This window comes from Streptomyces shaanxiensis (assembly GCF_039537145.1).
In the GTDB taxonomy this organism is placed as follows: Bacteria; Actinomycetota; Actinomycetes; order Streptomycetales; family Streptomycetaceae; genus Streptomyces; species Streptomyces shaanxiensis.
Genome location: NZ_BAAAZY010000010.1, coordinates 176,565 through 191,974 on the forward strand (window position 1 = coordinate 176,565; position 15,410 = coordinate 191,974).

A 15,410-nucleotide genomic window follows, 5' to 3' on the forward strand; every position below is an offset into this window, starting at 1 on the left:
AAGCCAGTGAAACAGCACACCGTGACCGACAGCCCGTACGGCCCGCTCACCCTCGTCGCCGAGGACGGCGTCCTGTGCGGCCTCTACATGACCGACCAACGCCACCGCCCACCCGAGGAGACCTTCGGCGAGCGCGACGAGACGCCGTTCGACGCGGCGATCGACCAACTGGAGGCCTATTTCGCGGGCGAGCTGAAGGAGTTCACCCTCGAACTGCGACTGAACGGAACCGAGTTCCAGCGCCGCGTCTGGGACCAGCTGCGCCGGATCCCCTACGGCGAGACCCGCTCGTACGGCGACCTCGCCGACGCCCTCGGCAACACCGGCGCCTCCCGCGCGGTCGGCCTCGCCAACGGCAAGAACCCGATCGGCATCATCGTCCCCTGCCACCGCGTCGTCGGCGCCAACGGCAGCCTCACCGGATACGGCGGCGGCCTGGACCGCAAGAAGCGGCTGCTGGACTTCGAGGGCGGGACGGCGCTGTTCTGAGCCGGTCCGGAAGGGCGCACGGCTCTCAGGCGGTCCGGAAGGCGCCGTTCTCAGGCGCCCCGGCTCAGCCGGTCGCCCGCTCCGCCGCGCTGCGCTCCACACAGAACTCGTTGCCCTCCGGATCGGCGAGGACCGCCCAGCCCGTGCCGTCCGGGTTGCGGCGGTCGTCGACGAGCGTGGCACCGAGGGCGAGAACCCGCTCGACCTCCTCGTCCCGGGTGCGATCGTCCGGCTGAAGGTCCAGGTGCACCCGGTTCTTGACGGTCTTGGGCTCCGGGACGGTGACGAACAGCAGCCCCGCCCCCTCGATCAGCACGTCCTCGTCCCCCGGCTTGTCGTCCTCGTGCACGGGCAGGCCCAGCACTTGGGACCAGAAGCCGGCCAGGCCGTAGGCGTCGGCGGTGTCGATCGTCACATGGCGGATCTTTGAGGTCATGACACGGATTCTGATCCACGCCCCGAGCCCGCGCAGCGCCTTTTCCGCCATGACCTGTACGGCGTATTGCGGCCTTCCTCCCGAGTGACCCCGGTGGCGCGAGCCGCTGGATCTCTGCTGTCTGTACGAAGGAGGGGCAGGCAGAAGGCGGGAGACCATGGAGCGGAAGCACGAGCGCCTCGCGACCCCCCGGGCCGCCGGGGTGGCCGGGGTCGTGTTCGCGATCCTGATGGCCGTGGCCATCGTCCTGGTGCGCATCGCCCTGCCGGACGGGGCCGACGGGGACGACGTCACACTCGACGCCGCGCAGCGCAGTGCCGTACGGACGGCGCTGGAGCTGCTCCCGTTCGCCGGGATCGCCTTCCTGTGGTTCATGGGCGCCCTGCGCGAGCAGGCCCGCGAGGGCGAGGACCGGTTCGTCTCCACCGTGTTCCTGGGCAGCGGCCTGGTCTTCGTCGCCACCCTGTTCGGCACGGCCGCGGCGGCCGGGACCGTGCTCGAGGAGAGTCAGCAGGGGTCTCCTTTCGGCCGCGACTTCGCTTACACCCTGCTCACGACGTACGCCATGCGGATGGCCGCGGTGTTCGTCATCACGACCTCGACCATCGGCCGCCGACTCGGTGCCCTCCCGCGCCCGCTCGTCGTCCTCGGCTACCTGGCGGGCCTGACGCTGCTCGTGGTGGGAGCGGACGTGCCCTGGTCCGAACTGGTCTTCCCGGCCTGGGCACTGGTCGTCAGCCTGAACATCCTGTGGGGCCGGCGGACCGCGGGGCCACGGCCCGCCGCCCCGACCTGAGCCGGCCGTACCCGCTCACCCGGACGGTCCGCTCCTCGTCGCCGCGTCCCCTCCGGTCGCCGAGGCTGGTCGCAGGGGGTGACCGCGTCATTGGAGAGGACCGATGCCTTGGTAAGGATCGCCGTCGATCTGAACCGCTGTCAGGGGTACGCCCAGTGCGCGTTCCTCGCCCCCGAAATCTTCGCCATGCACGGCGAGGAGGCGCTGCTGTACAACCCGGACGCCGACGAGGCACAGCGCGAGAAGCTGGCGCAGGCCGCCGCGGCCTGCCCCGTCCAGGCCATCCTGGTCGACGCGGTGGACGCACCGGCCGAGGCGGTGTCCGGTGCCCGGTGACGGATCCCTGGAACAGCTCAAGCGCGAGGGCCGCATCGTCGTCGTCGGCGCCTCGCTCGCGGGCCTGCGGGCCGCGGAAACCCTGCGTGAAAAGGGCTTCGCGGGCACCCTGACGATGATCGGCGACGAGCCCCACGAGCCGTACGACCGGCCCCCGCTGTCCAAGCAGGTGCTGCTGGGCAGGGCGGCCGCCGACCGCACCGCGTTGCCCAGGAGCCGAGCTGTCGACGCGATCTGGCGGCTCGGCGTCCCGGCCACCGGGCTGGACATGGCCGCCAGGCGGGTGCGGCTCGCCGACGGCGACGAGGTGCCGTACGACCGGCTGCTGATCGCCACCGGCGTACGGGCGAGGCCATGGCCGCGCGAGGCCGAGGCGGAACTCGACGGCGTCTTCGTGCTGCGGACCTGCGAGGACAGCGCCGCACTCGCGCGGCGGCTGGAGGCGGGACCCAAGCGCGTCCTCGTCATCGGGGCCGGGTTCACCGGCTCGGAGATCGCCTCGGCCTGCCGCGAACGCGGTCTGGCCGTCACCGTCGCCGAACGCGGTGCGGCGCCCCTGGTCGGCGCGCTCGGCGGGGCGGTCGGCGCGGTCGCCGCCGAGATGCAGCGCGAGCACGGGGTGGACCTTCGGTGCGGGGTCATGGTGACCGCTCTGGAGGGCGACGCCTCGGGACGGGTGCGCGCGGCGCATCTGTCCGACGGCTCCACCGTGGAGACCGACGTGGTGATCGTCTCGCTCGGCGCCACCCGCAACACCGAATGGCTCGCCGGGTCCGGACTGGGGGCCGGCCCCCGCGGCATCGCCTGCGACGCAGGCTGCCGCGCCTTCGACATCCGCGGAATCGTCACCGACGACATCTACGCGGCGGGCGACGTCGCCCGCTGCCCGCACCCCCTCTTCGGCTACCAGTTCCTGTCCCTGGAGCACTGGGGCAACGCCGTCACCCAAGCCGGGGTCGCGGCGCACAACATGCTCAGCGAGAGCACCGACCGCATCCCCCACATGGAAGTGCCGGCCTTCTGGTCCTCCCAGTTCGGGGTCAACATCAAGTCGGTCGGAGTGCCGTCGATGGGGACCGAGATCCTCATCTCGCAGGGCTCGCTCAAGGACCACCGGTTCACCGGCGTGTACGGGTACCAAGGGCGCGTCATCGGCGCCGTCGCCTTCGACCACGCCCGGTGGCTGCCGTTCTACCAGGAGCTGATCGAGACGACCGCGCCGTTCCCGCCGCCGTTCACCACGGTCGACCGGCGCCCGGACGGACAGCGGCCGCTCGACGCGGACTTCCCCGACCCGTCGGTCCCCACCCACGGGCCCACCGTGACCCTCAGCGGATACTCGCCGGCCGACCGCCGGATGACGTTCACCCCGGCGCACTGACTCGCACGGCCACGAGGACTCTAGGACCCGCCATGACGCAATCCCTGCTGCACCAGATCCTGGACTACGCCAACCGCGCCGACCCCTACCCGATCTACGAGGAGCTGCGCAAGACGCCGGTGCACCACGAGGACGACGGGCCGTACGTCATCAGCACCTACCACGAGATCCGCAGCCTCCTGCACGATCCCCGGATCAGCTCCGACGCCCGCAACCTGGCCGCGAACGCCGCCGACCCGCTGGCCGAGCCGGCCCACGAGGAGAGCGCCCTGCCACCGGGCTTCCTGCGGCTCGACCCGCCGGAACACGACCGGCTGCGCCGCATGACGAACCGGCCCTTCGGACCGCCGCACTCCCCCCACCGGGTCGACGGAATGCGCGGGGAGCTCCACGACATCGTCACCGGCCTCATCGACGGCATCGGCGATCCGGGCCGGATCGACCTCGTGGAGCAGTTCTCCTACCCCTTCCCGGTGACGGTGATCTGCCGGCTGCTCGGCGTGCCGCGCGAGGACGAGGCGCGCTTCCACACCTGGGCCGACACCCTCGCCGCGAGCCTGGACCCCGACCCGGACGCCGATCCCGCCGAGCGAGGCAAGGGCGCCCACGACGCCCGTATGCAGCTGGGCATGTACCTGGCCGGCCTGATCGAGGAACGCCGCAAGAACCCCGGCGACGACATGCTCTCCCAGCTGGCGACGGCCAAGGGCGAGGACGGCCCGATGACCACGATGGAACTCCTCAGCACCGCGGCCCTGCTGCTGATCGCGGGGCACGAGACCACCGTCAACCTCATCACCAACGGAATGCTGACCCTGCTGCGCCATCCCGACGTCCTCCGGCGCCTGCGCGAGGAGCCGCGGCTGGCCGTGCCCCTCGTCGAGGAGCTGCTGCGCTTCGAGCCGCCGGTGCAACTGGTGCCGCAGCGCACCACCCTCGCCGACATCGAGGTCCGCGGAGTCACCATCCCCAAGGGCGCCTCCCTCTGGCTGGTCCTGGCATCCGGCAACCGCGACCCCCGACGCTTCGACGACCCGAACCGCTTCGACCCCGACCGCCCGGACATCCAGCACCTCGGCCTCGGCAGCGGCATCCACAGCTGCTTCGGCGCACCCCTCGCCCGACTGGAGACCCAGCTCGCCCTCTCGGAGCTGGCCCGAAGACTGGAAAACCCACGCCTGCTGGAGGACCCGCCCCCGTACCGACAGAACGCCGTGCTGCGCGGGCCGCGGCAGCTGCACATCTCCTGCGACGGGATCCGTCCGCAGTAGTGCTTCAACGCCTCAGTTCACTTGGCCGCTTGTCGTGCCGAGCCGGCGCAGGAGCGTCGGCAGGGCGGCGCCGATGGGCTCCCGTACGACTTCCTCGGCGCGGTCGTCGTACGGCGTGGGTTCGGCGTTGACGATGATCAGCCGTGCCCCGTGGTCGGCGGCGACGCCCGCGAGGCCGGCGGCGGGCTGCACCTGCAGACTGCTGCCGACGGCGATGAACACCGTGCATGCCTTGGTGATGGCGACGGCCTCACCGAGGACGACCGGGTCGAGCCGTTCGCCGAACATCACGGTCGCCGACTTCAGGATCCCGCCGCACTCCAGGCACGGCGGGTCGTCCTCACCGGCCTCGACCCGCGCGAGGGCGTCCTCCATGGGCCCGCGCGCATGGCACTTGGTGCACACGACACTGCGTGCGCTGCCGTGCAGTTCGAGGACTTTGCGTGCGGGCATCCCGGCGAGCTGGTGCAGCCCGTCGACGTTCTGCGTGATGACCCTGACCGGCACGCCGGACCTCTCCAGTTCGGCCACGGCCCGGTGCGCCGCGTTGGGCTCGGCCTGCAGCGTCCGGTTCTTGCGCCGCATCTGCCACGAGCGCCGCCGGATCTCCGGATCGCCCATGTAGTACTCGTACGTCACGAGCTTCTCGGCCTCGGGATCCCGCCGCCACAGTCCGTTCGGCCCGCGATAGTCGGGGATACCGGAGTCGGTGGAGATACCGGCGCCGGTCAGGAGGGCGACGAAGGGCTTGGTCATGGTGCCGAGGGTAGGCCGGGCGCCGGGGCGGCTGCGAACGGATATCCGACCGGGTCAGCCCACCCGCTCACCGTTCTCCAGCTCCACCGTGCCCGTGCCGTCCGCCAGCACCTCCAGCGCGGCCAGGACTCGACGGCCCAGGGCGCCGGGCAGGTACTCCGGGACATCCCGCGGCTCCACGAGCCGCCAGGACAGCAGTTCCTCCTCCTGCAACCGGATCGCCTTGAGGTCGTCCTCGCCGAGGACTCCGCCGTCGTAGAGGTACGCCACCAGCGGCGGGCGTCCCGTACCGTGCGCCCAGTCCACCGCGAGCAGCCGGCCCAACTCCCGGTCCAGGCCGATCTCCTCGGCCGTCTCGCGGCGCGCGCCCTGGCGGGGTGTCTCGCCGCCGTCGGACTCGATCGTGCCGCCCGGAAGCGCCCAGCCCTCACGGTAGTTGGGCTCCACGAGCAGGACTCGGCCCTCGGCGTCACGGAAGAGGGCGGCGGCACCGGCGAGAACGCGGGGGAGGGAGGCGATGTACGCGGCGAAGTCTGGCGTCGTCGTCATTGAGGAAGACTAACCAGCCTCCGCCACCACGCCACCGACGGCCGACCCGCTCGGGGAAGCACAGGCCCCGCTCGGAGAAGCTGATCCCCGCTCGGGGAAAGCGCACGCGCCGCTCGGGGGAGCCCCCCGCTCGGGGAAGTCGATCCCTCCGCTCGGGGATACACGGGCCCCGTCCGAGAAGCCGCCCCGCCCCGGTAAGCGCACGCGCCGCTCCCCGTCGTCGGCTAGTCCTCCGTCTCCGCCTCCGCCAGCCGCACGGTCCGCTCCGCCAGCTCGCTGATCCGCACCCCGTCGAACCCGAACACCGCACTGCGCACGGTGTCCTCCAGCGGCGCGGTCCACTGGTCCGGGATCGTCTCCGCGCCGGTCAGCACACCGGCCACCGAACCTGCCGTCGCCCCGTTGGAGTCGGTGTCCAGGCCGCCGCGCACGGTGAGGGTGATGGTGCGGGTGAAGTCGCCGTCGCCGTAGAGCAGGCCGGCGGTGAGTACGGCCGCGTTCGGGACGGTGTGGATCCAGCCGAGCCCGGCGGTCTCCTCGGCGACCGTGGTGAGCGTGTCCTCCCAGGTCATCCGCGTGTCGTGGAGCGAGACGACCCGGCGTACGGTGCGGGCGAGCCGACTGCTCGCCGGGATGACGGTGAGTGCCTCGTCGACCGCCTTGCGGACCGTCGGCGCCGTGAACGCCGCCGCGATCAGCGCCGCCGCCCACATCGCGCCGTACACGCCGTTGCCGGTGTGCGACAGCACCGCGTCCCGGCGGGCGAGGGAGGACGCGCGGCGTGGGTCGCCCGGGCAGGTCCAGCCGTAGATGTCGGCCCGGATGAGGGCGCCGATCCACTCCTGGTACGGGTTGTCGTACGTGGCGGTGACCGGCGGCTTCAGACCGTTCGCGAGGTTGCGGTACGCCGCCCGCTCCGCCGTGAAGGTCTGCAGATACGGCAGCCGCAGCAGCCACAGCTCGCCGACCTGCTCGGTGCTGAACCCGAAGCCGTGGGTTTCCAGCAGGTCGAGGCCGAGGATGGCGTAGTCGACGTCGTCGTCGCGGCAGCTGCCGTGGATACGGCCGCGTACGCACTGGCGCCATTCGGGGCGCAGCTCGAAGCCGTCGTCCTCGCTGACCGGCTCGGGCAGGTAGTCGGTGAGCGGCAGGGCCGCGGCCTGCCGCAGATAGCGGTCGATACGGTCCCGCGTCCACAGGTCGCCCTGCTCGACCGGCTTGCCGAGCATGTTGCCCGCGATCCGGCCCAGCCAGCCTCCGAGGATGCGGTCGGCGAGCTCTGGCTCAGTGCCCACAGGGGTCATAGGACCGGTTTACCCAATTCCGGACGCGTCCGCTCGGGTTCGGGACCCCGACACAGGGAGTTCGCAGCGCGCTCCCATGCCCTTCCTGCGTGGTTCCCACGGGGTTCTCAAGCTCCGGTCAGCGCATGACGGCGGGGGTGAACTCCGGTTATGGTCGCAGCGGCGCGACTGGCCCGACATGCGCGGGCCCGGAGAGCAAGGGGAAGACAAGGTGGCGGACGCTGCAGTGAACGGTGCCCACAGGGTGCTCATCGCCGCGGACAAGTTCAAGGGCTCGCTCACGGCCGTGCAGGTCGCCGAGCGGGTGACGGCCGGCCTGCGCCGGGTCGTGCCCGGCCTCGAGGTCGAGGCCATGCCCGTGGCCGACGGCGGCGACGGGACCGTGGACGCCGCGGTCGCGGCCGGTTTCGAGCGCCGCGAGGTACGGGTCGCCGGGCCCCTCGGGGACGAGGTGGCGGCGGCGTTCGCGCTGAGCGGCGACACGGCGGTCGTGGAGATGGCGGAGGCGAGCGGCCTGCAACGGCTGCCAGCAGGCGTCTTCGCGCCGCTCACGGCGTCCACCTACGGCTCCGGGGAACTCCTGCGGGCCGCGCTGGACGCCGGTGCCCGCACGATCGTGTTCGGCGTCGGCGGCAGCGCCACGACCGACGGCGGCGCCGGGATGCTGACCGCGCTGGGCGCGCGCTTCCTCGACGCGGACGGGGAGCCGGTGGCGCCGGGGGGCGGGAGCCTGGGCGACCTGGCCACCGCCGATCTGTCGAGCCTGGATCCGCGCCTCGACTCCGTCGAGCTGGTGCTCGCCAGCGACGTCGACAACCCGCTGACCGGCCCGAAGGGCGCCCCGGCGGTCTACGGCCCGCAGAAGGGCGCCTCGCCTGACGACGTGGAGGCGCTCGACGTCGCGCTCGCGCACTTCGCGAAGGTGCTGGGAGAGTCCGTCGGCCCCGAAGCCGCCGAACACGCCGCCGCGCCCGGTGCCGGCGCCGCGGGCGGCATCGGTTACGGCGCCCTCCTCCTCGGCGCCCGCTTCCGCCCCGGCATCGAGGTCATGCTCGACGTCCTGGGCTTCGCGCCCGCGCTGGAGCGGGCGACGCTGGTCATCACCGGTGAGGGTTCCCTGGACGAGCAGACACTGCACGGCAAGGCCCCGGCCGGCGTCGCAGCGGCGGCCCGCGCGGCGGACAAGGAGGTCGTCGCCGTGTGCGGCCGCCTCGCGCTGGCGCCGGAGGCCCTCGGACGGGCCGGGATCCGGCGGGCGTACCCGCTGACGGAGGTCGAGCCGGACGTGGCGAAGTGCATCGCGGAGGCCGGACCGATCCTGGAGCGGGTGGCGGAGCGCATCGCGGAGGACTTCCTGGGCTGAGGCCGGGGTTTTCTTTCGCCCCCGCCGCCCCTACCCGTCCCGTCCCTGGGGGCCTGCGGCCCCCAGACCCCCGCTTCGGCCCGCTGGGCCTCGTCCTCAAACGCCGGACGGGCTGAATTTGCCTGGTCCGGCGAAATCCAGCCCCTCCGGCGTTTGAGGAGCGGGGTCTGGGGCGGAGCCCCAGAAGGACGGGAAGGGTAGGGGCGGCGGGGGCGAGAAAACACAGACAGAAGGGGCCCCGAGCCAATCAGCTCGGGGCCCCTTCAGTGACGTAGAACCGCTACGGCAGCTGCGCCGCCCGCGCCTCACGCCGGTTGTCGCGGAAGTTGTTCACCCGGCGCGCCGTGGCGAACAGCGGGATCACCGCGCCCGTCACCAGCTGCAGTGCACAACCGGTCTGAAGGAGCAGCTGGCCGCTGGGGGCGTCGAAGGCCCAGGCGGCGAGCAGCCCCATGCTGACGACGATCCAGGTGAGCATCGCCACCGCGAGGCGCCCCCGCGGCTTCGGGTACTCGACCCGGCTCACCATCAGCCAGGCGGTGCCGAGGATCGCCAGCAGAGTCGCCACGAAGGGCAGCTCCAGCAGGACGATCGAGACCACCGTCAGCGCGCCGAACGGCGAGGGCATGCCCTGGAACATGCCGTTCGGCACCGGCACGCACGAGAATCTCGCCAGGCGCAGCACCACCGCGAGCAGAACGACGATCGCGCCGACCGCCGCCACCCGCTGGTGCGCGTCGTTGGCGACCATGCCGTAGACCAGGACGAAGTACGCCGGGGCCAGGCCGAAGCTGATCAGGTCGGAGAGGTTGTCCAGCTCCGCGCCCATCGGGGAGGAACGGAGCTTCCTCGCGACCAAGCCGTCGAACAGGTCGAAGACCGCCGCGCAGAGCATCAGGATGACCGCCGTGGCCGCGCTGTGGCGGGCCATGCCGGTCTCCTCGCTACCGGTGAGGTGCGGGATCAGGATGCCGGTGGTGGTGAAGTACACCGCCATGAAGCCGCACGTGGCGTTGCCGAGAGTGAGGGTGTCCGCTATCGACAGGCGCAGAGAGAGGGGCATCTCCTCCTCTTCGTCCGCCTCGTCGGCGTCCGGCACCCAGCCCTGCTGAGTCTCAGGATCAATCACGGTCAATGCGAGTCACCCCAGCCACGGTCTTCTGCCCGACCTCGACCGCGACCTCCACGCCCTCGGGCAGGTAGATGTCGACACGCGAGCCGAAGCGGATCAGACCGATACGGTCGCCCTGCTCGACCTTCGTGCCCTGCGGGATGTAGGGGACGATCCGGCGGGCCACCGCACCCGCGATCTGGATCATCTCGATGTCGCCGAGTTCGGTGTCGAAGTGCCAGACAACGCGCTCGTTGTTCTCGCTCTCCTTGTTGAACGCCGGAACGAACCCGCCCGGGATGTGCTCCACGGAGGTGACCGTGCCGGAGAGCGGCGCGCGGTTCACGTGGACGTTCAGCGGGCTCATGAAGATCGCGACGCGGGTCCGGCCGTCCTTCCACGGCATGATGCTCTGCACCACACCGTCGGCGGGCGAGATGACCCGGCCCTGGGCGATCTCGCGCTCGGGGTCGCGGAAGAACCACAGCATGCCCGCCGCGAGAGCGGTGGCGGGCACGGCGACGGCCTTGGCGACGCCGGAGCGGCGTGCGCGCAGCAGGCTGACGGCTGCGGTGGCGACGGTCGGGAGAAGCCACGGCGATGCTCCGCGCGCGAGGCGTACGCCGCCGACCTGGCTGTCGCGTGGTGCAGAGGTTTGGCTGTGGGGCATGGATGACCTTCGTAGCGGATGATGCCGCGCGGTATCAGGGGACGGCGGCTTTCCCGGGATCGTACCGGTCGCGGGCCACAACTGGGCAAGCCAGGAAGCCGAGTCGGCCGCCGAAGAGTGTTGACGGGGTGTGATCTTCTTCTCCAAGAAAACACCCCGAACCCGGACAATCAGCCCTGGAACCGATACTCTTCGAGCAACCGGCGACCGATGATCATTTTTTGGATCTCGGCAGTACCTTCACCGATCAGCAGCATCGGAGCCTCACGGTAGAGGCGCTCGATCTCGTACTCCTTGGAGAAGCCGTAGCCGCCGTGGATCCGGAAGGCGTCCTCGACGACCTCCTTGCAGTACTCGGAGGCGAGGTACTTCGCCATCCCTGCCTCGAGGTCGTTTCGTTCTCCGGAGTCCTTTTTGCGTGCCGCGTTCACCATCATGGCATGGGCGGCCTCAACCTTGGTAGCCATCTCGGCCAGCTTGAACTGGATGGCCTGGTGCTGGGCGATCGGCTTGCCGAAAGTGTGCCGCTGCTGGGCGTACTGGACACCCAGTTCGAAAGCACGCTGAGCCACACCGCAGCCACGCGCAGCCACATTGACGCGCCCGACCTCGACGCCGTCCATCATCTGGTAAAACCCTCGGCCGGTGACGCCGCCGAGCACGCGATTGGCCGGAACTCGCAGGCCGTCCATGATGAGCTCGGTCGTGTCGACGCCCTTGTAGCCCATCTTGTCGATCTTGCCGGGGATGGTGAGGCCGGGGCGGACCTCGCCGAAGCCGGGCTCCTTCTCGACGAGGAAGGTCGTCATCGACTTGTGGGGCGCGGTGCCCTCGGGGTGTCCTTCGTCACTTCGGACGAGGACGGCGACCAGAGAGGACGTTCCGCCGTTCGTCAGCCACATCTTCTGGCCGTTCAGGACGTACTCCTCGCCGTCCTTCACCGCCTTCGACGTGATGGCCGACACATCGGAGCCGAGGCCCGGTTCCGACATCGAGAACGCGCCGCGGATGTCGCCGGCCGCCATGCGCGGCAGGAAGTGGTCCTTCTGCTCCTGCGTACCGTGCTGCTTGAGCATGTACGCCACGATGAAGTGCGTGTTGATGATGCCGGAGACCGACATCCAGCCGCGGGCGATCTCCTCGACGCAGAGGGCGTACGTCAGGAGCGACTCGCCCAGACCGCCGTACTCCTCGGGGATCATCAGGCCGAACAGGCCCAGTTCCTTGAGGCCGTCGACGATCTGCTGCGGGTACTCGTCACGGTGCTCCAGCTCGGTCGCGACCGGGATGATCTCCTTGTCCACGAAGTCGCGGACGGTGGAGAGGATCTCCTGCTGGATGTCGGTCAGACCGGCGGTCTGGGCGAGACGGGCCATGGCTTACTTCTCCGACTTCTTTTCCGCAGGTGCGGAGAGCTCTGGGCGGCCCGGCTGCTCGCCGCCGCGCTCCTTGATGTACGTCTCGGTGGGGACCATGACCTTGCGGCGGAACACGCAGACCAGCGTGCCGTCCTGCTTGTAGCCCTTGGTCTCGACATAGACGATGCCGCGGTCGTTCTTCGACTTCGACGGCCACTTGTCGAGCACGGTCGTCTGGCCGTAGATCGTGTCGCCGTGGAAGGTCGGCGCCACGTGCTTGAGCGACTCGATCTCCAGGTTGGCGATGGCCTTGCCGGAGATGTCGGGGACGCTCATGCCGAGCAGCAGCGAGTAGATGTAGTTGCCGACGACGACGTTCTTGCCGAAGTCCGTCGTCTTCTCCGCATAGTTCGTGTCCATGTGGAGCGGGTGGTGGTTCATGGTGAGGAGACAGAACAGGTGGTCGTCGTACTCCGTGACCGTCTTGCCCGGCCAGTGCTTGTACGTCGCCCCGACCTCGAACTCCTCGTAGGTGCGTCCGAACTGCATGGCCTTACGCCTCCGGGATCTCGAACTTGCTGGTGCGCTGCATGCCGGCGGCGCGGCCCTTGCCGGAGATGACCAGGGCCATCTTGCGGCTGGCCTCGTCGATCATCTCGTCGCCGAGCATCGCGGAGCCCTTCTTGCCGCCCGCCTCGGACGTGTAGTAGTCGTACGCGTCCAGGATCAGCTCGGCGTGGTCGTAGTCCTCCTGCGAGGGCGAGAAGATCTCGTTGGACGCCTCGACCTGGCCCGGGTGCAGCACCCACTTGCCGTCGAAGCCGAGCGCGGCGGCGCGCTGGGCGACCTCGCGGTAGCCGTCGATGTTGCGGATCTGGAGGTAGGGGCCGTCGATCGCCTGGAGGTTGTTGGCGCGGGCGGCCATCAGGATCTTCATCAGGATGTAGTGGTAGGCGTCCGCCGGGTAGCCGGGCGGCTGCTCGCCCACGACCAGCGACTTCATGTTGATCGACGCCATGAAGTCGGCCGGGCCGAAGATGATCGTCTCGACGCGCTGGGACGCCGTCGCGATCTCGTTGACGTTGTTCAGGCCCTGGGCGTTCTCGATCTGCGCCTCGATGCCGATCTTGCCGACCTCGAAGCCCATCGTCTTCTCGATCTGCGTCAGCAGGAGGTCGAGGGCGACGACCTGCTGGGCGGTCTGCACCTTCGGCAGCATGATGCAGTCGAGGTTCTGGCCGGCACCCTCGACGACCGTGACGACATCGCGGTACGTCCACTCGGTCGTCCAGTCGTTGACGCGCACGACCCTCGTCTTGCCCGTCCAGTCACCCTCGTTGAGGAACTTGACGATGGTGTGCCGCGCCTCGGGCTTGGCGAGCGGGGCGCACGCGTCCTCGAGGTCGAGGAAGACCTGGTCGGCCGGGAGGCCCTGCGCCTTCTCCAGGAAGCGGGGGTTGCTTCCGGGGACCGCGAGGCAGGAGCGTCGCGGACGCAGACGGTTGACGGGCGTGGTCATGCGGGGACCTCCAGGGGGTCGAGCTTGTTCGCTTTCCGGATCTCGTCGACGATGCGGCCGATGATTCCGGTGATGTCGAAGTCCTTCGGGGTGAAGACGGCGGCCACTCCGGCGGCCCGGAGCTGCTCGGCGTCACCATTCGGGATGATGCCACCGGCGATCACGGGTATATCTGTGGCACCGGCCACACGGAGCCGGTCCAGCACGTCCGGCACCAGCTGGGCGTGCGAGCCGGAGAGGATCGACAGGCCGACCGCGTGCACGTCCTCGGCGAGGGCCGCGTCCACGATCTGCTCCGGGGTGAGCCGGATTCCCTGGTAGACCACCTCGAAGCCGGCGTCACGCGCGCGCACGGCGATCTGCTCGGCGCCGTTGGAGTGCCCGTCCAGGCCGGGCTTGCCGACCAGGAAGCGGAGCTTGCCGACGCCCAGGTCCTTCGCCGTCAGGTCGACCTTGCGGCGGACCTCGGACATGGCCGAGCCCTCCTCGGCGGGGACCGCCACCGGCGCCGACGAGACACCGGTCGGCGCCCGGAACTCCCCGAACACCTCGCGCAGGGCCCCGGCCCACTCGCCGGTCGTGACCCCGGCGCGGGCGCACTCCAGGGTGGCCTCCATGAGGTTGGCGGTGCCCTTGGCGGCCTCCTTCAGCTTCTCCAGCGCCTTGCACGGGCGCGGGTGGTTGAAGGGCGGTTGGTAGCGGGTGTCGCGCCAGTGCTGCAGCCCCGCGACGACCCGGGCCTCGACCGCCGGGTCGACCGTCTGGATCGCCGTGTCCAGGTCGGCGGTCAGCGGATTCGGCTCGGTCGTCTCGAAGATGTTGACGCCGATGATCTTCTCCTGCCCGGACTCGATACGAGCCCGGCGCTCGGCGTGCGAGGAGACCAGCTGCGACTTGAGGTAGCCGGACTCGACGGCGGCCATCGCGCCGCCCATCTCCTGGATCCGCTCGATCTCGGCGAGCGACTCCTCGACCAGCTTGCTCACCTTCGCCTCGATGACGTGCGAGCCCTCGAAGATGTCCTCGTACTCCAGCAGGTCGCTCTCATGAGCCAGCACCTGCTGGATGCGCAGCGACCACTGCTGGTCCCAGGGCCGGGGGAGACCCAGCGCCTCGTTCCAGGCGGGCAACTGCACGGCACGCGCGCGTGCGTCCTTCGACAGCGTCACGGCCAGCATTTCCAGCACGATCCGCTGGACGTTGTTCTCCGGCTGCGCCTCGGTCAGACCGAGGGAGTTGACCTGGACGCCGTACCGGAAGCGGCGCTGCTTGGGGTTCTCGATGCCGTATCGCTCACGCGTGACCTGGTCCCAGATCCGCCCGAACGCCCGCATCTTGCACATCTCCTCGATGAAGCGGACGCCCGCGTTCACGAAGAAGGAGATACGTGCCACGACGTCCCCGAACTTCTCGGCGGGGACCTGCCCTGAGTCGCGTACGGCATCGAGAACCGCGATCGCGGTGGACATCGCGTACGCGATCTCCTGGACCGGCGTGGCGCCCGCCTCCTGCAGGTGGTAGCTGCAGATGTTGATCGGGTTCCACTTCGGGATGTGGGAGACCGTGTACGCGATCATGTCCGTCGTCAGCCGGAGTGAGGGCCCCGGCGGAAAGACATGGGTTCCACGCGACAGGTATTCCTTGACGATGTCGTTCTGGGTCGTGCCCTGGAGCTTGGTGATGTCCGCGCCCTGCTCCTCGGCGACGACCTGGTAGAGCGCCAGCAGCCACATGGCGGTGGCGTTGATCGTCATCGAGGTGTTCATCTGTTCCAGGGGGATGTCCTGGAACAGCCGGCGCATGTCACCGAGGTGCGCGACGGGCACGCCGACCCGGCCGACCTCGCCGCGGGCGAGGATGTGGTCGGAGTCGTAGCCGGTCTGCGTGGGCAGGTCGAACGCGACCGACAGGCCGGTCTGCCCCTTGGCGAGGTTGCGCCGGTACAGCTCGTTGGACGCCTCGGCCGTGGAGTGACCGGCGTAGGTCCGCATGAGCCACGGCCGGTCCTTCTCCCGCTTGCCTTCGGCGGGCTGACGCTCAGTCATCTATGACCTCGGCTGTCTCAGATGGT

The 15,410-nt window shown here is 70.1% G+C and carries 16 protein-coding genes; 6 read left to right on the forward strand and 10 right to left on the reverse strand.

The window, feature by feature from the left end:
* Positions 1-6 precede the first annotated feature (6 nt).
* Positions 7-489 carry a methylated-DNA--[protein]-cysteine S-methyltransferase gene (locus ABD932_RS14870; protein ID WP_345012699.1) on the forward strand — a complete coding sequence of 161 codons (483 nt, stop codon included), beginning with the start codon at positions 7-9 and terminating at the stop codon, positions 487-489.
* Between the two features lie 64 nt (positions 490-553).
* Here the strand turns inward: ABD932_RS14870 and ABD932_RS14875 are convergent, their stop codons facing one another.
* Positions 554-925 carry a VOC family protein gene (locus ABD932_RS14875; protein WP_345012701.1) on the reverse strand — a complete coding sequence of 124 codons (372 nt, stop codon included), beginning with the start codon at positions 923-925 and terminating at the stop codon, positions 554-556.
* A 157-nt stretch (positions 926-1,082) separates the two neighbouring features.
* Here ABD932_RS14875 and ABD932_RS14880 point away from each other — a divergent pair, with 157 nt between their 5' ends.
* From ABD932_RS14880 to ABD932_RS14895, 4 genes are all read left to right on the forward strand, one after another.
* Positions 1,083-1,721, forward strand: coding sequence for a hypothetical protein (locus ABD932_RS14880; protein WP_345012703.1), 639 nt, complete (start codon positions 1,083-1,085; stop codon positions 1,719-1,721).
* A gap of 108 nt (positions 1,722-1,829) precedes the next feature.
* Complete coding sequence (locus ABD932_RS14885; RefSeq protein ID WP_126396279.1) at positions 1,830-2,057, forward strand: ferredoxin; 228 nt, start codon at positions 1,830-1,832, stop codon at positions 2,055-2,057.
* Positions 2,047-3,438: an NAD(P)/FAD-dependent oxidoreductase gene (locus tag ABD932_RS14890; protein WP_345012706.1), complete on the forward strand. Its 1,392-nt coding sequence runs from the start codon at positions 2,047-2,049 to the stop codon at positions 3,436-3,438. Before ABD932_RS14885 ends, ABD932_RS14890 begins: the two co-directional genes overlap by 11 nt.
* A gap of 32 nt (positions 3,439-3,470) precedes the next feature.
* Entirely contained in the window at positions 3,471-4,709 is a 1,239-nt protein-coding gene (locus ABD932_RS14895; RefSeq protein ID WP_345012707.1) for a cytochrome P450, read from the forward strand.
* Positions 4,710-4,721: 12 nt separating this feature from the next.
* On the opposite strand, the gene ABD932_RS14900 is transcribed toward ABD932_RS14895, so the two are convergent.
* From ABD932_RS14900 to ABD932_RS14910, 3 genes are all read right to left on the reverse strand, one after another.
* Positions 4,722-5,465, reverse strand: coding sequence for an SIR2 family NAD-dependent protein deacylase (locus ABD932_RS14900; protein WP_345012708.1), 744 nt, complete (start codon positions 5,463-5,465; stop codon positions 4,722-4,724).
* Positions 5,466-5,519: 54 nt separating this feature from the next.
* Positions 5,520-6,014: an NUDIX domain-containing protein gene (locus ABD932_RS14905; RefSeq protein WP_345012709.1), complete on the reverse strand. Its 495-nt coding sequence runs from the start codon at positions 6,012-6,014 to the stop codon at positions 5,520-5,522.
* A gap of 224 nt (positions 6,015-6,238) precedes the next feature.
* Entirely contained in the window at positions 6,239-7,318 is a 1,080-nt protein-coding gene (locus ABD932_RS14910; protein WP_345012710.1) for an ADP-ribosylglycohydrolase family protein, read from the reverse strand.
* Between the two features lie 211 nt (positions 7,319-7,529).
* On the opposite strand from ABD932_RS14910, the gene ABD932_RS14915 reads away from it, so the two are divergent.
* Positions 7,530-8,681, forward strand: a complete 1,152-nt coding sequence (locus ABD932_RS14915; protein WP_345012711.1) for a glycerate kinase — start codon at positions 7,530-7,532, stop codon at positions 8,679-8,681.
* A gap of 280 nt (positions 8,682-8,961) precedes the next feature.
* Here the strand turns inward: ABD932_RS14915 and pssA are convergent, their stop codons facing one another.
* From pssA to ABD932_RS14945, 6 genes are all read right to left on the reverse strand, one after another.
* Complete coding sequence (pssA, locus tag ABD932_RS14920; protein ID WP_345014403.1) at positions 8,962-9,780, reverse strand: CDP-diacylglycerol--serine O-phosphatidyltransferase; 819 nt, start codon at positions 9,778-9,780, stop codon at positions 8,962-8,964.
* Positions 9,781-9,802: 22 nt separating this feature from the next.
* Complete coding sequence (locus ABD932_RS14925; protein WP_003996602.1) at positions 9,803-10,462, reverse strand: phosphatidylserine decarboxylase; 660 nt, start codon at positions 10,460-10,462, stop codon at positions 9,803-9,805.
* 170 nt (positions 10,463-10,632) lie between these two features.
* Positions 10,633-11,838, reverse strand: coding sequence for an acyl-CoA dehydrogenase family protein (locus tag ABD932_RS14930; protein ID WP_345012716.1), 1,206 nt, complete (start codon positions 11,836-11,838; stop codon positions 10,633-10,635).
* Between the two features lie 3 nt (positions 11,839-11,841).
* Positions 11,842-12,369, reverse strand: coding sequence for a MaoC family dehydratase (locus ABD932_RS14935; protein ID WP_345012718.1), 528 nt, complete (start codon positions 12,367-12,369; stop codon positions 11,842-11,844).
* A gap of 4 nt (positions 12,370-12,373) precedes the next feature.
* Positions 12,374-13,339 carry an HpcH/HpaI aldolase/citrate lyase family protein gene (locus ABD932_RS14940; RefSeq protein ID WP_099932428.1) on the reverse strand — a complete coding sequence of 322 codons (966 nt, stop codon included), beginning with the start codon at positions 13,337-13,339 and terminating at the stop codon, positions 12,374-12,376.
* Positions 13,336-15,384: a protein meaA gene (locus ABD932_RS14945; RefSeq protein ID WP_345012722.1), complete on the reverse strand. Its 2,049-nt coding sequence runs from the start codon at positions 15,382-15,384 to the stop codon at positions 13,336-13,338. The genes ABD932_RS14940 and ABD932_RS14945 overlap by 4 nt, the downstream gene beginning before the upstream one ends.
* Positions 15,385-15,410 lie beyond the last annotated feature (26 nt).